General features: G+C 71.0%; 18 protein-coding genes. 14 read left to right on the top strand and 4 right to left on the bottom strand.

Annotated features, from left to right (window positions below; genetic code table 11):
- Positions 1–7: 7 nt before the first annotated feature.
- Positions 8–2,410: a glycosyl hydrolase family 95 catalytic domain-containing protein gene (locus tag P5G59_RS08840; protein WP_301218059.1), complete on the bottom strand. Its 2,403-nt coding sequence runs from the start codon at positions 2,408–2,410 to the stop codon at positions 8–10.
- An 87-nt stretch (positions 2,411–2,497) separates the two neighbouring features.
- Between P5G59_RS08840 and P5G59_RS08835 the strand changes: the two genes are divergently transcribed.
- From P5G59_RS08835 to P5G59_RS08825, 3 genes are all read left to right on the top strand, one after another.
- Complete coding sequence (locus P5G59_RS08835) at positions 2,498–4,702, top strand: alpha-galactosidase (protein WP_301218057.1); 2,205 nt, start codon at positions 2,498–2,500, stop codon at positions 4,700–4,702.
- 96 nt (positions 4,703–4,798) lie between these two features.
- Entirely contained in the window at positions 4,799–7,390 is a 2,592-nt protein-coding gene (locus P5G59_RS08830) for a X2-like carbohydrate binding domain-containing protein (protein WP_301218055.1), read from the top strand.
- Positions 7,391–7,446: 56 nt separating this feature from the next.
- A complete protein-coding gene (locus P5G59_RS08825) occupies positions 7,447–8,388 on the top strand; it encodes an acetylxylan esterase (protein ID WP_301218054.1) in 942 nt (313 codons plus the stop codon).
- Here the strand turns inward: P5G59_RS08825 and P5G59_RS08820 are convergent.
- The gene (locus tag P5G59_RS08820; protein WP_301218052.1) at positions 8,385–8,717 is read right to left on the bottom strand and encodes an L-rhamnose mutarotase; all 333 of its coding nucleotides are present in this window, start codon (positions 8,715–8,717) and stop codon (positions 8,385–8,387) included. The two genes, P5G59_RS08825 and P5G59_RS08820, sit on opposite strands and share 4 nt — an antisense overlap.
- An 86-nt stretch (positions 8,718–8,803) precedes the next feature.
- On the opposite strand from P5G59_RS08820, the gene P5G59_RS08815 reads away from it, so the two are divergent.
- From P5G59_RS08815 to P5G59_RS08805, 3 genes are read left to right on the top strand one after another with little or no spacing between them, the layout of a single operon-like run.
- Positions 8,804–9,655 (top strand): fumarylacetoacetate hydrolase family protein, encoded by an 852-nt coding sequence (locus tag P5G59_RS08815; protein ID WP_301218049.1) that lies wholly within the window; start codon positions 8,804–8,806, stop codon positions 9,653–9,655.
- A gap of 37 nt (positions 9,656–9,692) precedes the next feature.
- Entirely contained in the window at positions 9,693–10,439 is a 747-nt protein-coding gene (locus P5G59_RS08810) for an SDR family NAD(P)-dependent oxidoreductase (RefSeq protein WP_301218046.1), read from the top strand.
- 8 nt (positions 10,440–10,447) lie between these two features.
- Positions 10,448–11,707, top strand: coding sequence for an alpha-hydroxy acid oxidase (locus P5G59_RS08805; RefSeq protein ID WP_301218043.1), 1,260 nt, complete (start codon positions 10,448–10,450; stop codon positions 11,705–11,707).
- A 63-nt stretch (positions 11,708–11,770) separates the two neighbouring features.
- Here P5G59_RS08805 and P5G59_RS08800 read toward each other — a convergent pair whose 3' ends face one another.
- Positions 11,771–12,604 carry an amidohydrolase family protein gene (locus P5G59_RS08800; protein ID WP_301218040.1) on the bottom strand — a complete coding sequence of 278 codons (834 nt, stop codon included), beginning with the start codon at positions 12,602–12,604 and terminating at the stop codon, positions 11,771–11,773.
- On the bottom strand, positions 12,601–13,947 hold the full coding sequence (locus P5G59_RS08795) for an alpha-L-fucosidase (RefSeq protein WP_301218805.1): 1,347 nt from the start codon (positions 13,945–13,947) through the stop codon (positions 12,601–12,603). Before P5G59_RS08795 ends, P5G59_RS08800 begins: the two co-directional genes overlap by 4 nt.
- Before the next feature lie 117 nt (positions 13,948–14,064).
- On the opposite strand from P5G59_RS08795, the gene P5G59_RS08790 reads away from it, so the two are divergent.
- The 8 genes from P5G59_RS08790 (at position 14,065) to P5G59_RS08755 (ending at position 22,926) form a co-directional block, all read left to right on the top strand.
- Positions 14,065–15,321 carry an alpha-L-fucosidase gene (locus tag P5G59_RS08790; protein WP_301218037.1) on the top strand — a complete coding sequence of 419 codons (1,257 nt, stop codon included), beginning with the start codon at positions 14,065–14,067 and terminating at the stop codon, positions 15,319–15,321.
- A 214-nt stretch (positions 15,322–15,535) separates the two neighbouring features.
- The gene (locus tag P5G59_RS08785; RefSeq protein ID WP_301218035.1) at positions 15,536–16,783 is read left to right on the top strand and encodes an ABC transporter substrate-binding protein; all 1,248 of its coding nucleotides are present in this window, start codon (positions 15,536–15,538) and stop codon (positions 16,781–16,783) included.
- 3 nt (positions 16,784–16,786) lie between these two features.
- Positions 16,787–17,770, top strand: coding sequence for a carbohydrate ABC transporter permease (locus tag P5G59_RS08780; protein ID WP_301218033.1), 984 nt, complete (start codon positions 16,787–16,789; stop codon positions 17,768–17,770).
- The gene (locus P5G59_RS08775) at positions 17,760–18,635 is read left to right on the top strand and encodes a carbohydrate ABC transporter permease (RefSeq protein WP_301218030.1); all 876 of its coding nucleotides are present in this window, start codon (positions 17,760–17,762) and stop codon (positions 18,633–18,635) included. The genes P5G59_RS08780 and P5G59_RS08775 overlap by 11 nt, the downstream gene beginning before the upstream one ends.
- A 27-nt stretch (positions 18,636–18,662) precedes the next feature.
- Complete coding sequence (locus P5G59_RS08770; protein ID WP_301218028.1) at positions 18,663–19,787, top strand: mandelate racemase/muconate lactonizing enzyme family protein; 1,125 nt, start codon at positions 18,663–18,665, stop codon at positions 19,785–19,787.
- Positions 19,787–20,767, top strand: a complete 981-nt coding sequence (locus tag P5G59_RS08765) for an aldo/keto reductase (RefSeq protein WP_301218026.1) — start codon at positions 19,787–19,789, stop codon at positions 20,765–20,767. The genes P5G59_RS08770 and P5G59_RS08765 overlap by 1 nt, the downstream gene beginning before the upstream one ends.
- Positions 20,768–20,822: 55 nt before the next feature.
- Positions 20,823–21,530 carry a GntR family transcriptional regulator gene (locus P5G59_RS08760; RefSeq protein WP_301218024.1) on the top strand — a complete coding sequence of 236 codons (708 nt, stop codon included), beginning with the start codon at positions 20,823–20,825 and terminating at the stop codon, positions 21,528–21,530.
- Positions 21,531–21,633: 103 nt separating this feature from the next.
- Positions 21,634–22,926, top strand: a complete 1,293-nt coding sequence (locus tag P5G59_RS08755) for an enolase C-terminal domain-like protein (protein WP_301218021.1) — start codon at positions 21,634–21,636, stop codon at positions 22,924–22,926.
- Positions 22,927–22,959 lie beyond the last annotated feature (33 nt).

Genomic DNA, 22,959 nt, shown 5'->3' with positions numbered 1-22,959 from the left:
CTCCACCTTAGGGAGTCGCGACCGCCTCTCGCAGGACCCCGTCGATCGCCTGCTCGCCTCCGGCGGCAAGCCGGACCTCGACCTCCGTGCCGTCGTACCGCAGCCGCACATCGCACGGCTCAGCGCGGGGGTTCCGCAGGACGGTCGACTCCAGCCTCCCGCCGGACCAGACGAGGTCGGCGGAGAGCCCGCCGCGCACGCCGAGCCCGGTCGCCCGGCCCTCCGGCCAGGCGCTCGGCAACGCAGGCAGCAGGTGGACGACTCCCCCGTGGCTCTGCAGCAGCAGTTCGGCGATGCCCGCGGGGAAGCCGAGGTTCCCGTCGATCTGGAACGGCGGGTGCGTGCTGAACAGGTTGGGCAGCAGACCGCCCCACTCGGAGCCGTCGACCGGTCCATGCCGGCGGGCGTCACCGTCGTACGGCGTGAGCGCCTGCTGCAGCAGCTCGTGGGCCGCCTCGCCGTCGCCGAGGCGTGCGCGCAGGGCGATCTTCCAGGCCCACGACCAGCCCATCGCGCCGGGGCCGCGCGCGTCGAGGAAGCGGCGGGAGGCGTCGGCGAGCGCGGGCGTGCCCTCGGGCGTGATCAGGTCGAGCGGGTAGAGGCCGACCAGGGGCGACAGGTGCCGATGGGCGGGCTCGTGCTCCGGCACCTCCTCCGACCATTCGAGCAGGCGGCCGTCGCCGCCGACCGGGGGCTCGGGGATCGTGGCGAGCGCCGCCTCCAGCTCGCCCCGCAGCGGGTCGGGGTCGCCCAGCACCTGGATGGCGCGCAGGGTCCGCGCGAAGAGCGAGCGGATCAGCTCGAGGTCCATCGTCGCGGTGAGGCCGAGCGCGCGCGGCACCCCGTCGGCGTCCCGGTAGGAGTTCTCCGGCGAGGTCGACGGGGAGAGGAAGGCGCGGCCGTCGGGACCGACCTGGAGCCAGTCGAGGCAGAACTCGGCGGCGCCGCGCAGCAGGGGCTGGATCCGGTCGCGCAGCAGATCGTCGTCCGCCGTGAACTCGTAGTGGTCCCAGAGCGAGTGGGTGAGCCAGACGCCGCCCATCATCCAGATCGCCCAGCTCGGCGCGCCGTGACCCATGCCGACCGGCAGGCTCCAGCCCCACAGGTCGCTGTTGTGGTGCGCGACCCAGCCGCGGCAGCCGTAGAGCTCCCTGGCGACGTCGCGACCGGTCGCCGCCAACCGCTCGACCAGCGAGATCAGCGGTTCCGCGTGCTCGATGACGCCGAGCGGGCCGGCGGCCCAGTAGTTCATCTCGGTGTTGATGTTGATCGTGTAGTTCGACGACCACGCGGGGCGCAGCTCGCCGTTCCAGATGCCCTGCAGGTTGGCCGCGGGGCCGCCCGTCCGGGAGGACGACGTGAGCAGGTAGCGCCCGTACTCGGCCGCGACGGTCGCACGCAGCCCGTCGTCCGAACCGCGCAGGATGTCGGCCTCGACATCCCACCGCCCCTCGCGCCTGCCGCCGATCGCGAACCGCGCCGCCGCGGGGTGACGCAGCGCGCCTTCCCGCTGTCCCGCGCCCGCGGCGATGGCGCCGAGGGCTCGGGTGACGGCGCGGTCCCGGATCGTCTCACGGGAGACGGTCCGCCACTCGTCGTCCGCGCCGGCCCACCACGACTCAGCGCGGGTCGACGACGAGAGGGCGATCAGCAGCCGACGGCCACCGCGGACCGTGAGACCGTGGTCCCCCGGCTCCGCCGTGCCGTCGCTCCGCACCGCGAGGGCCGCGGCGGCGAAGGCGTCGTAGTCTGCGTCGCCCCGCTCCGCGTAGCGCAGCGGTGGGACGACGGACTGTTCGTGCAGGGGCGCCCCGTCGACCGGGACGGCGAGGTCGAGCGTCAGCACGCCGTCACGCAGAGACCGCGACAGCTCGCGGAGCGGCGTGGCGAGGGCGATGCGCACCTCGGGCAGCGGCTCGCTGGCCTCGATCGAGATGAAGAGGGTACGGTCTTCGACCCACGACGCGCGCTCGACGCGGGCCGCTCCGGCCTGCAGCGACTCCTCGACGACGTGCCGGTCGAGATCCAGGACCCGCGCGGGCTCCCCCTCGACCGGGGTCGCGCCGGGTAGCTCGACCGTGAGGTCGACGAACGGGAGGAACTCCTGGCTGTAGCGGCCCTCGAAGGTGAGCAGCAGCTCCTCCGCGCGGGAGAGGTCGCCGGCGGCGAGCGCCGCACGCACCTCGCGGAGGCGCTCGGGCCCCGCACCCTGCGCGACGACCCGGCGCAGTTCCTCCGCCGTGGTCTCCGGTGTGCCCGACCAGACGGTCGCGTCGTTCACCTGATAGCGGCCGCCTGCGCCGCCGTGGACCATGGCGCTGAGGAGGCCGTCCCCGATCGGGATCGCTTCCTCCCAGTGGCCTGCTGGCTCGCGCCAGGCGAGCTGGAGTGTCTCGGTGGAGATCGTCATCGGTCTTCCTTCTCGGGGTTGCATTCGAAACACTAGGCATGGTTAATTGACACTGTCAAGTAACCGGAAACGTCCGAGGAGTCCTTCATGCTCGACGGCTATGGCGCCGTTCTGAGCCTGCGCGCCGCAGGCACCTCCCTCGTCCTCGACACGGCTGGGCGCGTGCCTCGTGTGCTGCACTGGGGCGCGGATCCCGGGCCTCTCGACGACGCCGCGGCCGAAGCCCTCCGGGAGACCGGCGGCCCGGCGGTGCTCAACAATTCGCCCGATGTCCCGCGCACGTTCAGCCTGCTGCCGAGCGAGTTCGAGGGCTGGGCCGGCACGCCTGCGCAGGAGGGCCACGCGGCGGGCACGGCGACCACGCCGCGGCCGCGCACCGAGGCCGTGCGCCACCGCTCCGACGGCGAGCACGGCGGCACGATCGAGATCGACCTGGCCGACGAGATCACCGGGCTGCGCACGACGATGACGATCGCGCTCGACCGTTTCGGCGTGCTCTCGGTGGATGCGACCCTCGTCCGCGACGCATCCCTCGCCGGCGACGGCGCCACCATCCCCTACACCCTCGACGCGCTGCGCGTGATGCTGCCCGTCCCGGAGCGCGCCGTCGACATCCTCGACTTCACCGGCAAGTGGTGCCGCGAGCGGGCGCCGCAGCGCGGCCGGCTGTTCTACGGCAGCCACGTGCGCCGCGCGCGCCGAGGCAAGCCGGGGCACGACGCCCCCTTCCTCGTCGTCGCGGGCACCGAAGACCTCGGCTTCGGCCGCGGCGAGGCGTGGGCGACGCACCTGGCCTGGAGCGGCGACGGCGAATACCTCGTCGAACGGCTCACCGAGGGCGCCGGGGCGTTCTCCGCAGTGCTCGGGGCCGGCGAAGGTCTCCGCCCCGGCGAGATCGCCCTGGCCGACGGCGACCGCTACGTCGCACCGACGGCCCTCTTCGTCTGGTCAGACTCGGGCCTCGACGGGCTCGCCGACCGGCTGCACCGGCGGCTGCGGGCACGGCCGACGCACCCGCAGTCGCCGCGTCCCCTCACCCTCAACTCGTGGGAGGCGGTCTACTTCGACCACGACCTGGCGCGGCTGACCGCCCTGGTCGAGCGCGCGGCGCGGGTCGGTGCGGAGCGCTTCGTGCTCGACGACGGCTGGTTCCACGGCCGCCGCGAGGACAACGCGGGGCTCGGCGACTGGTTCGTCGACCGCACGGTGTGGCCCGACGGTCTGAGCCCGCTGGTCGACCTGGTGCGCTCGCACGGGATGCAGTTCGGCATCTGGTTCGAACCCGAGATGGTCAACCTCGACTCCGACCTCGCCCGCGAGCACCCCGACTGGGTGCTCGGGCCCCGGCAGGAGCTCGGCGCCACCGCCCGGGCGCAGTACGTGCTCGACCTGACGCGTCCCGACGCCTACGCGCACGTGCTGGAGCAGATCAGCGCCGTGGTCGACGAATACGCCGTCGACTACATCAAGTGGGACCACAACCGGGACCTCTCCGAGGCGGTCAGCGGTTACGTCGGCGTCGACCGGCCCGCCGTCCACGAGCAGACGCTCGCGCTCTACCGGATGCTCGACACGCTCCGCGCCCGCCACCCGCACCTCGAGATCGAGACCTGCTCCGGCGGCGGCGGCCGGGTCGACCTCGGCATCCTGGAGCGCACCGACCGGGTCTGGGCCTCCGACTGCAACGACCCAGTGGAGCGGCTGCAGATCGAGCGCTGGACCAGGATGCTGCTCCCGCCGGAGCTCATCGGCTCGCACCTCGGCGCCGAGCGCTCGCACACCACCTCCCGTCGCACCGACCTGTCGTTCCGGCTGATCGTCGCGCTCACCGCGCACGCCGGCATCGAGTGGGACCTGCAGGAGGCGGACGAGGACGAGCTCGACCGCATCGCCCGCTGGGCGGGGGTCTACCGCGAGCTTCGCGGCCTCATCCACTCGGGCCGGATCGTCAACGCCGACCTGGCCGACGAGGCCACCGCGTTCACCGGGATCGTTGCGCAGGACGGCTCCCGCGCCGTCTACACCTGGGCCAGGCTCGTCACCTCCGCCCCCGGCCAGTCCGGCCGGGTCCGCTTCCCCGGGCTCGACCCCGACACCCGCTACTCCGTGCGCGTCCGGAACGAGTTCGGCCAGGCGAGCAGGCATCAGGCCGCCGACCCGGCATGGATCACCGCAGCCCTGCAACCAGAGGGTGTCACGCTCCCCGGCTCCGTGCTGGCGGTCGCCGGCGTCCCCCTCCCGACCCTCAACCCGCAGCAGGCGATGCTCTTCGACCTCGTCCGGCTGGCCTAGAGCCACCGGGCGCGGCCGGGCACGCCCCACAGACGGCCCACCGCACCGAACACCCCAGGCGCACCGACGCGCCGGGGCTCTTCAGAGAGGAAGAACATGACCCGCACGACGCGTACACGACGGAGCCTCCGGGCTCTCGTCGTGACGGTCGCGGCGCTGGGGATCGTGGCGGCCGCGGCCGTCCCCGCCGGCGCCACGCCGACACCGGAGCCGACAGCGACACCGACTCCGACGGCCGCTCCGACCGGGACGCCGACGCCGACCGCGACGCCGGCCGAGACGTCCGCACCGACCGCGACACCGACCGCGACCGCGACGCCGACGGCGAAGCCGACCGCCGCGCCGAAGTCGGCCACCGCAAGCGTGCCGACGCCCATCCCGCCGGCCGCCTCCACCGCCGACCCGTGGGCACTCAAGCCCTACATGGGCTGGAGCAGCTACAGCATGCAGGTCTACTCGGGCAACGGGAAGTGGATCACCGCCGACCAGCTCATCGCCCAGTCCGACGCCATGCACAAGACACTGCAGAAGGCCGGCTACGACCGCATCAACGTCGACGCCGGCTGGAGCGACGGGGTGGACGCCAACGGCCGTCCGACCCCGAGCACCACGCTCTACCCGCAGGGGCTGAAGAAGGTCATCGACCACATCCACGCCAACAAGCAGAAGTTCGGCGTGTACCTGATCCCCGGCATCGGCCCGGAGGTATACCAGAAGGGCTACCCGATCGCGAACGCGCCGGGCTGCAACACCCACGACATCGTCAAGCAGCCGCTGCAGCAGGCCGACTACTGGAAGATCGGCTACGCGATCGACTTCTCGAACCCATGCGCGCAGAAGTACGTCGACTCCATCGTCGACCAGCTGGCGGCCTGGGGCGTGGACTTCGTCAAGTTCGACAGCGTCACCCCCGGCTCCGGCATCAGCGACGGCTCGGTGGATGCGCGCGCCGACGTCGCCGCCTGGTCGCAGGCGCTGAAGAAGCACAAGATCTGGTTCGAGCTCTCCTGGGCGCTCGACATCAACAACGCCGACTACTGGAAGAAGTACGCCAACGGCTGGCGCGTGGAGTGGGACGTCGAGTGCTACTGCAGCGGCGAGGCGCTCACCGAGTGGAACAACATCGCCCGCCTCTTCCCGCGCGCGGCAGACTGGTGGCGCTACGCCGGCCCCGGCGGCTGGAACGACTTCGACTCGCTCGACGTCGGCAACGGCAAGATGGACGGCCTGACCCCGGACGAGCGTCGCACCGCCACCACGCTGTGGGCGATCTCGGCAGCTCCGATGTACACCGGCAACGACCTGACCAAGCTCGACAAGCTGGGCGTCGACCTCCTCACCAACCCCGAGGTCGTCGGCGTCGACCAGGCCGGCGTGCCCGCACGGCCCGTCTCCTCCACCGCGAAGCAGCAGGTCTGGTACGCGCTGAACAAGGACGGCAGCTACACGGTCGCCCTGTTCAACTTGGGCCGCGCCGAGTCCGACATCACCGCGAAATGGTCCGACATCGGGCTGACCGGTTCCGCGAGCGTCCGCGACCTGTGGGCCCGCAAGAACCTCGGGCGCGCGGACGGGTCGTTCACCGCGTCCGACGTGCCGATCCACGGTGTCCGGCTGCTCAAGGTCACACCCGACAAGGGCGCGACGGTCACCGTGAACGACGACGCCCAGGGCGTCACCTACGGCGGCGACTGGACCCGCAACGGCGGAAACGAGGTCGCCTCGACCTCCCAGCCGCTCACCGTCAACGTGACCGACACGGGCACGCCGGCGCCGCCGGTCTCCACCGGCCCGACCCGCACGACGAGCGTCAACGACACCGATTCGGGCATCGCGTACTCCGGCCAGTGGGGCTACAGCAACGGGCGCGGCTTCGGCGACTACCAGGACGACGTGCACTACGCCGAGCACCCGGGCGACTCGTTCTCGTACACGTTCACCGGGACGGGAGTGTCGTACCTCACCGAGCTCGACTCCTCGGAGGGCGACGCCGACGTGTACATCGACGGGCAGTTCGTGAAGACGGTCAGCGCCAACATCCCGACCGCCTCGCACACCGCGCAGCAGACGGTGTTCACGACGAACGGCCTCACCAACGGGCAGCACACGCTGCGCGTGGTGATGAAGTCGGGGCAGTTCATGCTGCTCGACCGGCTCGACGTCATCCAGCCGAGCCTGATCGACCCGTCGAGCGTGTCGTTCGACACGAAGGCGCCGGCCCCGGCGACCTTCTCGGTGCTGCGCGACCCGGACGAGTTCACCGGCATCACGGCGAACGGCACGGCGCTCACGAAGGGCACCGACTACACCGTGTCCGGCTCGACCGTCACCCTGCAGCCGTCGTACCTGAAGACACTGCCGGTCGGGGCGAGCACGCTGAGCGTCGGCTTCCGCGGCGACTACCTCGACGACGTGCACGCCACGACCCAGGCGGGAGCCTCCGTGTCGTTCACGTTCACGGGCACGGGAGTCGACTGGCTCGCGCCGACGGGACCTGACCAGGGCGTCGTCGACGTGTACGTGGACGGCAAGCTCGTCAAGCAGGTCGACACGCACAGCGACACCCGTCGCACCCAGCAGAAGGTGTACAGCGTCTCCGGCCTCCGGAACGCGCAGCACACCATCATGGTGGTGAAGGAGTCGGGCGCCGTGATGCGCGCCGACGCCGTCCGCTACACCGTCCGCTGATCCGCCGGGTGGGCCGGGACGCGCGTCCCGGCCCACCCCCTCAGAAAGGCCGCCGCATGTCCGGCTCCCCCGCCTCCCCGGCCGCCCTGCTGGGCGCCGGGCTTCTGCCCACCCCCGACGACTACGAGGAGTACTGGGCGTCGGCGCTCGACGACGCCCGGCGGCACCCGCTCGCCATCCGCCGGGAGGCGGTGGACACCGGACTCACGGCCGTGGACGTCTTCGACGTCTCGTTCGCCGGCGCGGACGGACGCCGCGTGAGCGGCTGGCTGCGGCTGCCGCGCCACCGCACCGGCCCGCTGCCGGCCGTCGTGCACTTCAACGGGTACGGCGCCGGCCGGCTCGACCCGATCGACGACCTCACCTGGCCGGTCGCCGGCTTCGCCCAGCTCGTGATGAACACGCACGCGCAGGGCGGCGGCAGCACCGGTCACCTCCTCGACGGGATCGAGGATCCGTACCTCTTCTATTACCGCGGCGTCTTCGTGGATGCGGCGCGCGCGGTGGACGCCCTGCGCTCGCTCGACGAGGTGGACGCCGACCGCGTCGCCGCCATCGGCAACAGCCAGGGCGGCGGCATCGCCCTCGGCGTCGGCGCCCTGCAACCCGGCCTCGCCGCGGTGCTGGCGCAGGCGCCGTTCCTCACCGCGGCGCCGCTCGGCCTGAGGCTCGCGGCGAACGGTCCGTGGCTGGAGCTCCGCACCTACCTGGAGCAGCATCCCGACCGCGCCGACACGGTCGCGCGGACCCTCGCGTACGTGGACGGCGTCACCTCCGCACGCCACGCGACGGCGCCCGGCTGGATCAGCGACGGCCTGGTGGACGGCATCTGCCCTCCCGAGACCGCCCGTGCTGCGGCGGAGGCCTATGCGGGTCAGGTGACGCTGCGGGAGTGGCCGGGCGCCGGGCACGAGGCGGGCGCGACGGCCGACCGGCGCGGGGCGCTGGCGGTGCTGCGCGAGCGCTTCGGGGTCGGCGCAGGGCTCGGACTCGGCTAGGCGTCGGCGCGCTGGGCGGTGAGCGTCCAGACCAGCGGGAGCACCATCCCCTCGGGGCCCGGGCCGTCGGTCACGAAGTGGTCGACGTGACGGTTGATCGACTCCTGCCAGCGCCGGTTGGCCGGGTCGTCGTCGAGGGCCCGCATCGCGGCGGCGAAGTCGTCGCATTCGACCAGGTGGAAGAGGTCCCGGCCGCTGCGCCAGATCTGCCAGTCGTGGATGCCGACGCGCTCGAACGAGACCACCAGGTCGTCCGGGATGGCGGCGTGGTCGGCATCGTACGCGGCCTCATGGCCCTCGCGGAGAATGGAGTGAAGCGCGACGCGCATCCGGCAGCTCCCTCGCTGGTGGTGGATTGAATTCCTATAGGAAATAGTAATAGGCTCGGAGGCGGAATGCGAGCGAAAGGACCTCGATGCGATTCATGCGGCTCGGCGAGAGTGGAGCCGAGATCCCGGCCGTCGGCGACGGCACCACGACGTGGGATCTCCGCCCCCTGACCGCCGACATCGACGGCGCGTTCCTCGCCTCCGACGGGCTCGCCCGGGCCACGGCCGCAGCGGCCGCCGGCGAGCTCCCGGAGCTCGACACCGCGTGCCTGCGCATCGGAGCCCCCATCGCCCGGCCGCAGGCGGTCATCTGCATCGGCATGAACTACGCGGCGCACGCACGGGAGTCCGGCGCCGAGCCGCCGACCGACATCGTCGTGTTCTACAAGCACCCGAACACCGTAGTCGGGCCCTTCGACGACATCCTGCTGCCGCCAGGCTCGACGACCACCGACTGGGAGGTGGAGCTCGCGGCCGTCATCGGCACCCGGGCGCGCTACCTCGACTCCCCCGAGCAGGCGCTGCAGCACATCGCCGGCTTCGCCGTCGCGAACGACGTCTCCGAGCGCGAGTACCAGCTGCAGCGCTCCCTCGGCCAGTGGAGCAAGGGCAAGAGCTTCGAGACGTTCAATCCGCTCGGTCCGTGGCTGGTGCCGACGGCCGAGGTGGGCGACGGCTCCGGGCTGGGCATCCGCTCGCGCGTCAACGGCGAGCCGCGGCAGGACTCCTCCACCAGCGACCTCATCTTCGACGTCGCCGAGATCGTCTACCGGCTGAGCCGGTTCACCGTGCTCGAGCCCGGCGACCTGATCAACACCGGGACGCCGGAGGGCGTCGGCCTCTCCGGCCGCTTCCCCTACCTGGCGGCGGGCGACGTCGTCGAGGTCGAGATCGACGGGCTCGGGGCGCAGCGCTCCACGGTCCGCCCGGCTCTCTGACCGGCCCCGGATTCACACACAACGCAAGGAGACGAGGATGTCGCACTTCGATGGCCTGGTGGCCGCCGTGACGGGCGGCGCGTCCGGGCTCGGCAAAGCGATCGCCGACGAGCTGGCCGCGCAGGGCGCGCGCGTGTTCGCGCTCGACCTGGCGCCCGACGCCGTGGCCGCGCCGCACACCGGCGTCCGCTGCGACATCGGCGACGACGCCAGCGTGCGCGAAGCGATCGCCGAGGTGGTCGCGCGGGCCGGCCGCCTGGACGTCGTCATCGCCAACGCCGGCATCGGAGCGCAGGGCGACATCGAGGCGAACGATGACGACGAGTGGATGCGCGTGCTGAACGTGAACGTCATCGGCTCGGCCCGCACGGTGCGCCACGCGATGCCGCACCTGCGCGAGTCGCCCTCGCCTGCCGTGGTGCTGACGAGCTCCATCGCGGCCTGGGCGGGGCTCCCGCAGCGGGTGCTGTACTCCGCGTCGAAGGGCGCGATCTCGGCCATGACGCTCGCGATCGCCGCCGACTGCCTCCCGCTCGGGATCCGCGTCAACGCGGTCGCCCCCGGCACCGCCGACACCCCCTGGGTGGGTCGCCTGCTCGACTCGGCTGCCGACCCGGAGGCCGAGCGCGCCGCACTGGAGGCGCGTCAGCCGAGCGGCCGACTCGTGCAGCCGCAGGAGGTCGCCGAGGCCGTCGCCTATCTCGCCTCGCCGTCGTCGGGGGCGAGCAATGGCGTCATACTGCCCGTCGACGGCGGGATGTACTCGCTGCGTCCCCGGAGGTGAGCCCGCACATGGTCGATCGTCAGTTTCCGCGTCCGGCGGAGTTGCTGGAACTCATGCAGTTCAAGAAGCCGGAGCTTGATCTGAAGAAGCGTCGTCTGGAGTCGGCGTTGACGATCGAGGACCTGCGCCGGATCGCTCGCCGCAGGACGCCGAAGGCGGCGTTCGATTACACGGAAGGCGCGGCCGAGGGGGAGTTGTCGTTGGCGCGGGCCAGGCAGGCGTTCCAGGATGTGGAGTTCCACCCCTCGATCCTGAAGGACGTGTCCACCGTCGACACGTCGTGTCAGATCTGGGGTGGCCCGTCGGCTCTGCCGTTCGGGATCGCCCCGACCGGGTTCACCCGCCTGATGCAGACCGAGGGCGAGACCGCGGGCGCCGGTGCTGCCGGTGCGGCAGGGATCCCGTTCACGTTATCGACGTTGGGGACGACGTCGATCGAGGGGGTGAAAGCGGCGAACCCGCACGGGCGGAACTGGTTCCAGCTGTATGTGATGCGGCAGAAAGAGATTTCGTACGGGCTGGTCGAACGGGCCGCCGCGGCCGGGTTCGACACCCTGTTCTTCACCGTGGACACCCCGGTGGCGGGGGCGCGGTTGCGGGATAAGCGCAACGGGTTCTCCATCCCACCCCAGCTGACCCTGGGCACGATCCTGAACGCGATCCCCAGGCCGTGGTGGTGGTACGACTTCCTGACCACCCCGAAACTGGAGTTCGCGTCCCTGTCCGCGACCGGCGGCACCGTCGGCGACCTCCTCAACGCCGCCATGGACCCCTCCATCGACTACGACGACCTCGCCGAGATCCGGGCGCTCTGGCCGGGGAAACTCGTCATCAAAGGGGTGCAGACCCTGGAGGACGCGAAGACGCTCACCGACCACGGCGTCGACGGCATCGTCTTGTCCAACCACGGCGGACGGCAACTGGACCGGGCCCCCATCCCCTTCCACCTCCTCCCCACCGTCGCCCGCGAGGTCGGCCACCACACGGAGATCGCGGTGGACACCGGGATCATGAACGGCGCCGACATCATCGCCGCCTACGCCCTCGGCGCCAAGTTCACCCTCATCGGCCGCGCCTACCTCTACGGGCTCATGGCCGGCGGCCGCGAAGGCGTCGACCGCACCATCCACATCCTCACCGACCAACTCGTGCGCACCATGAAACTCCTCCAAGTCCGCACCCTCGACGAACTCACCCCCGCCCACGTCACCCAGCTGACCCGCCTCCACCCCCTCCGTCACCACGCGGCCGAGCCCACAGACGCCTGAGATTTGGCGCAAATCGCGGTCATCGCCGCACGCATACCCACGATTTGCGCCAAATCGCGCGGGTCAGGGGAGGCGGTACGCGCGGGCGGCGGAGCCGGCGAGGATGTCGTCGCGTTCGGCGGGGGTCAGCGCCGCGATCAGCTCGCGCGCGACGGCGAACGTCTCCGCGTACGGGGTCGCCAGGGTCGAGACCGGCCAGTCGCCGCCGTACAGCATGCGCGACGGGCCGAACGCGTCGAGCGCGCGGTCGACGTACGGCCGGAGGTCGCCGGCCGACGCCCGGCCGGCGGGGCCGAGCGTGGTGAGGCCCGACAGCTTCACGAAGACATTGGGCCGGCTCCCGAGCTCGTCGATGAGCCTCCCCCACTCGCCCGCCTCCGACCCGACCGGCGGCGTCCCGAGGTGGTCCACCACGAGCCGCAGCTCGGGCAGCTCGTCCGCGAGGGCGACCGCGTGCTCCAGGTGCCGGGGCAGCACCCCGATCACGTCGTAGGCGAGGCCGCGGGACGCCAGCACCGCGAGCGAGCGGTGGACAGCCGGCTGGGCGAGCCAGTCCGGGTCCGCCTCGTCGTGGATGAGGTGCCGGATGCCGACCAGCGGCCCTGCGGCGGCCCAGCTGTCGAGGGCGTCGCCGACCGCGGACGGATCCCGGAGGTCGACCCAGGCCACCACCCCGGCGACCATGGGCTGCTGCGCGGCGACCGCGAACATCGCCGCCGAGTCCTCCGACGTGCCCGCCGCCTGCACCAGCACGACCCGGTCCACTCCCGTCGCGCGCAGCTGCGGCTCGACCTCCTCGAACCGGAAGGTGCGGTTGATCGGCGCGACGGCGTCGCTCAGCCATGAGTACGTGCCGTGCTCGAGGTCCCAGAGGTGCAGGTGGGCGTCGAGCGTCATGCGGCGGCCAGGTCGAAGCGCACGAGGGTCGGCCCGGCGACGGACGGCGCCGGCAGCTCGGCCACGAGCGCGTCGCCGTCCCGCGACACCGCGAGAGCCGAGCCGTCGGCGAGCCGGGCGGTCTCGGCGAGGACGGCCGCCGAGACGCCGTCGAGACGCACCGACCCGGTCGCGCCGACGAAGGCGTTCGCCACGTCGCCGGTCCGCGTCCAGCGCAGCCACGGCTCGTCGGAGGCGGCGGCGATCGACGGGTCGAGCGGCCGGGAGCCGAACACCGCCTCCCCGTTGATCGCGTTCCAGGCCGCCAGGTGCTCCAGCGTCCGCCGCTGCAGGTCGGGAACGGTGCCGCGCGCGGTCAGCCCGACGTTGAGCAGCAGGTTGCCGCCGCGGGAGACGATGTCGACGAACGACGCGACCGCGTCCGGTCCGCTGAGCAGGTGCCGCTCGTCCTCCTGCGTGTTGTGGCCGAACGAGTAGCCGATCCCGCGGCAGTTCTCCCATGCGCCGCTGCCCTCGACGTTCGTGCCGTTCTGGTACTCGCTGGTGCGGAAGTCCCAGTGCGTCGTGCCCCAGCGGTCGTTGGAGACGCCGTCCGGCGCGGCCTCGTAGAACTTGTCGAACAGCCGCTCCATGCTGAACGGCCCGCTCGGCTTGCCCGCGTCGGGCCACTCGATGTCGCCCCACAGCACGTCGGGCCGGTAGCGGTCGATCAGGTCGGAGACGTGCTCGTAGGCGTACTCGGCGTAGGCGGCGTCGACCGGGCGACGGAACGCCTGCCCGTTGTCCGTGATCGGCTCGAGGTCGGCGAAGTGCCAGTCGAGGCCTCCCGAGTAGTAGACGCCGAAGCGGATGCCCGCCGCCCGCGCCGCGCGCTCGAAGTCGCCGACCAGGTCGCGGTGCGGTCCGCGGGCCACCGTGTTGCGGCCGTCGGTGCCGGGCGCATCCCACAGGGTCACACCGTCGTGATGCTTGGTCGTCGGCACGAAGTAGCGGGCGCCGGTGCTCTTGACCAGGGCCATGAACGCGTCGGGGTCGAACTCGGCCGGGTCCCACTGGTCGAGGAAGTCGTCGTAGGGCGCGCCCCCGTACACCTCGCGCTGGTGCTCGGCCGCCGGGCTGCCCGGGATGCGGATGGTGTTGTAGTACCACTCGGCGTACGGGTTGTGCGCGAACCAGTACTTCGGGTCGATGGTGCCCAGCTCGCCGATCGGCTCGGCCCACGCCGGGACCGAGTACGGGCCCCAGTGCACGAAGATGCCCAGCTTCGCGTCGGTGAACCATTCCGGCACCTCGCGCTCGAAGCGGCGGTAGTTCTCCGGGCGGACGGGGTCGTCTGTGAACATGGCCACGCTGGGTCTCCTTCGTCGTCGAATGGATGCCGGCCGCGATTGTGGAATGCCGACCGCGTCCATATCCTATAGGCAATAGCATCTGCGCTCAATGACTCGAAGGAGAGCCTTGTGACCACCACGCTCGACGCACCACCCGCCTCGTTCGTCCGGCCCACCGACTTCCGCCTGCCGGGCGGCGAGTGGTTCATCGGAGCAGGCTTCGGACTGTTCGTGCATTGGGACCACGCCAGCCAGCAGGGCATCGAGATCTCCTGGCCGCTGGTCGGCCGTTCCATCATCCCGGGTTCCGACGGCGTCGAGGACACCGTGACGGTCGAGGAGTACCAGTCGACGGCGGCGACCTTCGACCCCGTGGAGTGGGATGCGGTCGCGCTCGCCCGCCTCGCCAAGCGCGCCGGCGCCCGCTACGTCGTCTTCACGGCCCGCCACCACGCCGGCTACGCCATGTTCCACACCGAGCACTCGGACTTCGGCATCGAGCACTCGCCGTTCGGCCGCGACATCACGCGGGAGTTCGTCGAGGCGATCCGCGCGGAGGGCATCCGCGTCGGCATCTACTACAGCCTCCCGGACTGGAACCACCCCGACTACCCGGCCTTCCGGATGGAGGACCGCCCCTACGCGCTGGAGCACTGGCCGGCCGCCGGCGACCCGGCGAACGCAGGGACCCCGGTCGCGGACGACCGGCACCGCCGCCCGACCGCGGAGCAGTGGCAGCGCTACCAGCAGTACCTGCGCGGTCAGCTCACCGAGCTCCTGACGGAGTACGGCACCATCGACCTGCTCTGGTTCGACGGCGAGTGGGAGCGGTCGGAGGAGGAGTGGGACAGCGCCGGGCTGCGCAGCCTGATCAAGTCGCTCCAGCCCGACGTGGTGATCAACGACCGCCTGCTCGGCCAGGGCGACTACAAGACGCCCGAGCAGGGCTTCCCGGTGACCGCGCCGGAGGGGCCGTGGGAACTGTGCATGACGATCGGGCAGATGTGGGCCTGGCGTCCCGGCGACACGAAGAGCAAGAGCACGACCTCGCTCATCACCACGCTGATCGAGGTCGCGAGCCGCGGCGGCAACCTCCTGCTCAACATCGGCCCGAAGGGCGACGGAAGCCTGAACGAGTCGCAGGTGCGCACACTGGAGGAGATCGGCGCGTGGATGGACGTGCACGCCGAGAGCGTCGTCGGCGTCTCCCCCACGGTCGGCGTGGACTACTACGGTCCGTCGACGGCCCGGCCGGGCACGCTGTACCTGCACCTCGTCGCGCGCCCGATCGAGCAGGTCGTGGTCCGTGGCATCCCGGTCGGCCGGGTGACCCGGCGCGCGCCTGCTGGCCACCGGCGACCCGCTGCCCTACGAGGTGAACCTTGAGGTGCACGAGCAGCCGGCCCCCGGCGTCGACCCGCTCGGCGAGCTGCGCATCCCGGCTCCGCAGCCGTCCGGAGCCCCGATCGACGTGATCGCGATCGATTTCGCTTGACCGCGGCGGACTCTCACCTCTAAGCTCGCCGCAGAGCCTATATCGTAGACCCTATAGGATCTGCATCACCCGAACCGCGTGAATCCAATGGAGGAGGCACAGCACGTGACAGCACGAAGCAAGAGCAGGGCGATCCGGATCGGAACCGCCGTCCTCATCACGGGAGCCCTCACCGCCCTGGCCGGTTGTGCCGGCGGGAGCGGGGGCGACGCCAAGGGCGGCCCGATCAGCATGTACACCTGGGTCAGCAGTCAGAGCGACCGCGACCAGTGGCAGTCCTTCATCGACCTCGGCAAGAAGGTCGATCCGAGCCTCGACGTCACCATCGAGGGACCGAGCTTCAACGACTACTGGACCAAGGTCAAGACCCGCCTCAGCGGCTCCAACCCGCCCTGCCTGCTGACCACGCAGGCCGCACGGGCCCAGGAGCTGTCCGGGCTGCTCATGCCGCTCGACGACCTGATCAAGAAGTACAAGCTCGACACGTCCGCGTTCGACTCCTCGATGCTCAAGGGCATGACGGTCGACGGGACCATCCGCGCCATCCCCTACGACGCGGAGCCGATCGTCCTGTACTACAACGCGGACAACTTCGCGAAGGCCGGGCTTCAGGCGCCGAGCACCAGCTACAGCCGGGAGCAGTTCCTCGCCGACGCGAAGAAGCTGACCACGGGCGACCACAAGGCGCTCGCGATCTCCCCCGGCTTCTTCATCCCGAACGCCTGGGCGATCGCCGACGGCGCGGAGGCGGTGAAGGGCTCGAAGCTCGACCTGACCAACTCCAAGCTCGTCGACCAGGTGCAGTCGTACTTCGACCTGGTGAGCAAGGAGGGCATCGCCAAGGCGCCGGAGGCCGCCGACGGCTCCGACGCGTCGCAGGCGGCCTTCACCAGCGGAGCCGTCGACATGCTGATCGAGGGACCGTGGATGTACGGCACCTTCGCCGAGGCCGCGAAGTTCAAGATGGGCGTCACCATCGTCCCGAGCACCTCCGGCGACGCGCACGGCATGACCGCAGGCTCCGGCTTCGGCATCGCGAAGAACTGCAAGGACCCGGACGGCGCGTTCAAGGCGATCGTCGCCATGACCGACACCAGCGTCCTGAAGGGCCAGGCCGAGAAGCGCGGCATCGTCCCCTCGCGGGCCGATGCGCAGTCCGCCTGGGCGGAGGGCAAGTCGCCCGAGGCGTACGCCGCGGTGCAGGCGCTGCTGAAGAACGCGACGGCGCAGCTCACCACCCCCACCTGGAACCAGGTGGAGACCCTGTTCACCCAGTACGGCGTCGAAGGATACCGGGGTGACAAGACCGCGAAGGACGTGCTGAGCACGATCCAGAACTCGGTGGGGAACTAGGGCATGGCCTCACCGCTGATCACGGGCGCCGTCGTCTCGGAGGAGACGGCGGCGCCCGCCGCGCCCGCGACCCGCCCGTTCGGCGTGCCGCACCCCACTCCCCCGCGCCTCGGCCGCAAGCGCCGCGGCGACGGCTGGACGGCCCTCGCCTACCTGTGGCCCGGGCTCGCCGGGTTCGTCTTCTTCATCGTGGTGCCGCTGATCGGCTCGCTGGTCATCAGCCTGTTCGAGTGGCCGCTCTTCGGCTCGCCGACCTTCCTCGGCCTCGCCAACTACCAGAAGCTGTTCAGCGACCCCACCTTCTACACCGTGCTGCTCAACACGGTGATCTTCGCCTTCGTCTACACGGCGCTCAACCTGGTCCTCGCCCTTGCGGTCTCGCTCTGGCTGAACACCCGGATCAAGTTCGCGGGCTTCTGGCGGGTCGTCTTCTTCCTCCCGGCGATCACGCCGATGGTGGCCAACGCCCTCGTCTGGCGCCTGCTGCTGAGCGACGACGGACTGGTCAACTCGGCCCTCGCCGGCATCGGCATCGACGGGCCGAGCTGGCTCTCCGACTCCCGGTTCGCGCTGGCGTCGGTGATCGCGATGTCGGTGTGGCAGTCGTTCGGCTACAACGTGATCGTGCTCTCCGCCGGCCTCGGCGGCATCCCGAAGGAGATCCTCGAGGCGTCGCGGATGGACGGCACGAACGCCTGGCAGCGGCTGCGCTCGATCATCCTGCCGATGATCTCGCCCTCGCTGTTCTTCACCATGACGATGACGATGATCGGCGCCTTCCAGGTGTTCGTGCAGCCGCAGATCCTGACCCAGGGAGGCCCCGGCGAGGCGACGAACACGTTCGTGCTGTACCTGTACCGCAACGGCTTCGTCTTCGACCGTCTCGGCTACGCCTCGGCGCTGGCGTGGATGCTGTTCATCGTCGTCATGCTCATCACCGCGCTGCAGTTCGCCGGCCAGAAGAGGTGGGTCAACTATGACAAGTGACACGCTCACCCGCGGCCGCCGCCGGCTGCGCCCCGCCCAGCGCGCGGTCGTCGCCAAGACCTGGCTGAACACCCTGGTGATGGCGGTGGTGGCGTTGGTCTTCACCTTCCCGTTCATCTGGATGTTCTTCTCGGCCCTGAAGCCCGAGTCCGAGGTGTTCTCGCCGAAGCCGTCCTTCATCGGCTCCGAGGTGAAGTGGTCGAACTTCGTCGACGCCTGGACGCTGGTGCCGTTCGGGCGGTTCATCTTCAACGGCTTCTTCGTCTCGATCTGCGGCGCGCTGCTGTCGGTGATCGTGGCGGTGCTGTCCGCCTACGCGTTCTCGCGGCTGCGGTTCAAGTACCGCGACCGGCTGTTCCTGCTCTACGTGCTGACGCTGGTGCTCCCGCAGGAGGTGCTGGTCGTCCCGCTGTTCATCATGATGAACCAGCTCGGCCTGGTCGACACGTACGCGGCTCTGATCATCCCGTTCGCTTTCACCGCGTTCGGCACGTTCCTGCTGCGGCAGTTCTTCCTCACCATCCCGGTCGAGTTCGAGGAGGCCGCGCTGATCGACGGCGCCTCCCGCTTCCGGACGCTGTGGTCGGTGCTGCTCCCGCAGCTCACCGCCCCGATCTCGGTGCTCGGCGTCTTCTCCTTCGTCGGCTACTACAACTCCTACCTGTGGCCGCTCATCATCATCAACAGCCAGGAGCTTGCGACTGTGCCGCTCGGTCTCTCCATGTTCACCGGCGAGCACGGCACCCAGTGGAGCCTGATGATGGCCGCCTCCACCATCGCGATCATCCCGTCGCTGATCATCGTCGCCGTGCTGCAGCGCCAGCTGATCAAGGGCGTCGCCCTCGGCGGCTTCGGCGGACGCTGACCCGTGCCGACACCAGAAGGAAGAACCATGACCCTCGCCCCTCCCGCCTCCCGCACCTCCGTCGACGGCACGATCGTCAGCGCCGAGGCCTGGCTCAGCGACCTGGAGGTGGAGACCGTCCGCACGGATGCGGTGCAGTCGTTCCTCAAGCAGGAGACGATCTTCGTCCGCCTCCGCACCGCGGGCGGCGTCGAAGGCATCGGCTACAGCTACACCATCGGCACCGGCGGTGGCGCCGTGCTGAGCCTGCTGCGCGAGACGCTGCTCGACGTGCTCGTGGGGCTGGACGCGAACCGCCCGGAGGACGTCTGGCGCGCCCTGTTCTCCTCGACCCGGGCGACCACGGTCGGGCTGATCACCTCGCTCGCCCTGGCCGCGGTCGACACGGCCGTGTGGGACGCACGCTGCAAGGCCGCCGGGCTCCCGCTCTGGGTGGTCGCCGGCGGCGCGCAGCCGAGCATCCCGCTCTACGACACCGAGGGAGGGTGGCTGCACTTCGGCACGGACGAGCTCGTCGCTCAGGCGCTCGAGTCGCAGGCCAGGGGCCTCGGCGGAGTGAAGATCAAGGTCGGCAAGCCGCGCGCGCACGAGGACTACGACCGGCTGCTCGCCGTGCGGGAGGCCGTCGGGGACAGGATGGACATCATGGTCGACGCCAACCAGTCCATGACCGCCGCCGAGGCGATCCGCCGCGCCGCGCTGTTCGAGAAGCTGGACATCTTCTGGTTCGAGGAGCCGCTCCCCGCCGAGGACGTGGCGGGCCACCGGCGGCTCGCGGAGTCGACCAGCGTGCCGGTCGCGGTCGGCGAGTCCATCTACTCGGTCGGGCACTTCCGCGAGTACCTGCAGTCGGGTGCCGCCTCCATCGTCCAGGTGGACGTCGCCCGGGTCGGCGGGATCACCCCGTGGCTCAAGGTCGCGCACCTCGCCGAGGCCTTCAACGTCTCGGTCGCGCCGCACTTCCTGATGGAGCTGCACGTGTCGCTGTGCTGCGCGGTGCCGAACGCGCTCTACCTGGAGCACATCCCGCAGCTGCGCGCGGTGACGCGCTCGGAGCTTGCGATCCGCGACGGGCGAGCCCTCGCGCCCTCGTCTCCCGGGCTGGGCATCGAGTGGGACCTGGACGCCGTCGACGCTCTGCGGGTGGCCTGATGCTGCGCACGTCCCGGCCGTTCGGACGCGGCGGGCTCACCGTCGGGCCGATCGGCTACGGCGCTGCGGCGCTCGGCAATCTCTACGCCGCACGGCCGGAGGACGTCTGGCCGCGGATCGTCCCCGCGGCGTGGCAGGCGGGCATCCGCTATTTCGACACCGCACCGCATTACGGGGTCGGCCTCTCGGAGGAGCGGCTCGGCGCGGGCCTGCGCGACCTGCCGCGCGACGAGTACGTGCTGTCGACGAAGGTCGGCCGCGTGATCGAACCGAACCCGGACTACCGGCCGGGCGAGACCGACATCGCGAACCTGTTCGACGTGCCAGCCACGCGCCGCCGGCGGAGGGACTACTCCCGCGACGGCGTGCTGCGCTCGGTCGAGGACTCGCTGGCGCGGCTCGGCGTCGACCGCATCGACGTGCTGTTCGTGCACGACCCCGACGAGTTCGAGCGGGAGGCGCTGGAGGGCGCGTTCCCCGCCCTAGAGGAGCTGCGCTCGCAGGGCGTCATCCGCTCCTACGGCGCCGGCATGAACCAGACCGGGATGCTGACCCGCTTCATCCGCGAGACCGACCTCGACATCGTGATGTGCGCCAACCGCTACACGCTGCTCGACCCGGCCGCCGAGCACAAGCTCCTCCCCGCGGCGCAGGAGCGCGGGGTCTCGGTCGCCGTCGCGGCCGTCTTCGCCTCCGGCATCCTCGCCACGGAGCGGCCGCGTGCCGGGGCCACGTTCGAGTACAGCGCCGCCCCGCCGGAGCTCGTCGCCCGCGTCGAGCGGATCGCCGACGTCGCGGAGCGCCACGGCACGACCGTCCCGGAGCTCGCGGTGCAGTTCCCGCTCCGCCACCCGGCCGTGTCCACGGTGGTGCTCGGTGCGGACGCCCCGGAGCAGATCGAGCGCAACGCCGCCCTGGCCGACGCGCCCGTGCCCGAGGCGGTCTGGGAGGAGTTGCGGGAGGAGGGACTGCTGGGGTGAGGATCCTGCATCCTCTATCCTCTCGGAACCGCTACGGCAGACCTAGGATGTGCACATGACGATCCAATCGGGGGAACACTTCCTGCCGGCCCGCCGGGCGCTGGCGGACGACGTGTACGACGCGGTGCTCGGCCTGCTGATGGACCAGGTGATCGAGCCGGGCAGCCGGGCGAGCATCGACGGCATCGCGCGGCAGCTCAACGTCTCGCCCACGCCGGTGCGCGAGGCCCTCGCGCGTCTGGAGTCGGAGGGGCTCGTCGTCAAGAAGGCGCTCAAGGGGTACACCGCCGCTCCTCTGCTCGACAGCGACGGCCTCCGCCAGCTGTTCGAGATGCGGCGGCTGCTGGAGCCGTACGCCGCCCGCAACGCCGCGGGCGAGCTCGACGCCGAGGCGCTGAAGCAGCTGGAGGGGCTGGTCGAGGCGATGCACCGCAGCGGCCAGGCGGCGCACACCGGCGACGACCGCTTCAAGGACTACAAGGACTTCGCCAACCAGGACGCCGAGTTCCACCGGCTGATCGCCGAGCACTCGGGCAACGCCCTGCTGGCCGACGCGATCGGGCGCCTGCGCTCGCACATGCACCAGTACCGCATCTACTTCCAGCACGGCGTGGTGGAGGAGACCTCCGGCGAGCACGAGGCGGTGCTTGAGGCGCTGCGCAGCGGCAAGCCGGCGACCGCCGAGAAGTCCATGCTCGACCACATCACCAAGTCCTACGCGCGCATCTCGGCCAGCCTGGCGAAGGCCGAGCAGGCGGGCTGACCGCCGCGAAGCCCGGTTCCTTTTTCGGGGCCGGGCTTTCGTGTTGCACGAATGCGAGCTATATCCAATAGGATATTGGTTAGCCGAACGGAAGGACAACGGAGTGAGCATCGTCACCGGCTTCGAGACCCTCGACGTGCGATTCGAGACGTCGGCGATGCTCGACGGCTCCGACGCCATGAACCCCGACCCCGACTACTCCGCGGCCTACCTGCGGGTGACCACGGACGCCGGGGACGGCATCGAAGGTCACGCGTTCGTCTTCACGATCGGGCGCGGGAACGACGTGCAGGTCGCCGCCATCGACGCCGTCGCGCACCGCGTGGTCGGCCGCGACGTGGAGGCGGTGCTCGACGACCTCGGCGGCTTCTGGCGCGAGTTCGTCCACGACTCGCAGCTGCGCTGGCTCGGCCCGGAGAAGGGCGTCATGCATATGGCGATCGGCGCCGTCGTGAACGCGTTCTGGGACCTCAAGGCCAAGCGCGCCGGACTCCCCCTCTGGCAGCTGCTCTCGCGCATGAGCCCCGAGGAGCTCGTGTCGCTCGTCGACTTCCGGTACCTCACCGACGCCCTCACGCCCGACGAGGCGCTGGACCTCCTCCGCGCCGCGGCGCCCGGCCGCGCGGAGCGGGAGGCCGAGCTGCTGGCCTCCGGCTACCCCGGGTACACCACGACGCCCGGCTGGCTCGGCTACTCGGACGACAAGCTGCGTCGGCTCGCCCGCGAGGCCGTGGACGAGGGCTTCACCCAGATCAAGCTCAAGGTCGGCGACAGGCTGGAGGACGACATCCGCCGGCTCGGCATCGCCCGCGAGACCGTCGGCCCCGGCATCCGCATCGCCATCGACGCCAATCAGCGCTGGGACCGGGACCAGGCGATCGAGTGGATCCACGCGCTCGCCCCCTTCGACCTGGCCTGGGTGGAGGAGCCGACCAGCCCGGACGACGTGCTCGCGCACGCGGCCATCGCGCGGGCGGTGGCGCCCATCCGGATCGCGACCGGCGAGCACGGTATGAGCCGGGTGCTGTTCAAGCAGCTGCTGCAGGCCGAGGCGGCCTCCGTCGTCCAGATCGACTCCACGCGCGTCGCCGGCGTGAACGAGAACGTCGCCATCCTGCTGCTCGCGGCGAAGTTCGGCGTGCCCGTCTGCCCGCACGCGGGAGGCGTCGGGCTCTGCGAGGCCGTGCAGCACTTCTCGATGTTCGACTTCGTCGCCGTCTCGGGCAGCATGCACGACCGGCTGATCGAGTACACGACCCACCTGCACGAGCACTTCGTCGCCCCCGCCGTCATCGAAGGGGGACGCTACCGCGCACCCCTCACCCCGGGGACGGGGATGGAGATGCTCGCCTCCTCCCTGCACGCGCACACCGTGGACGCCGCCCTCCTGGCCTGACCGCCCGCCCGCGCCCGGTGCGCCGGGAGCGGG

It is taken from the genome of Leifsonia virtsii, from assembly GCF_030433675.1.
Taxonomy (GTDB): Bacteria; Actinomycetota; Actinomycetes; order Actinomycetales; family Microbacteriaceae; genus Leifsonia; species Leifsonia virtsii.
This window is presented reverse-complemented; position numbering and strand designations above follow the sequence as displayed.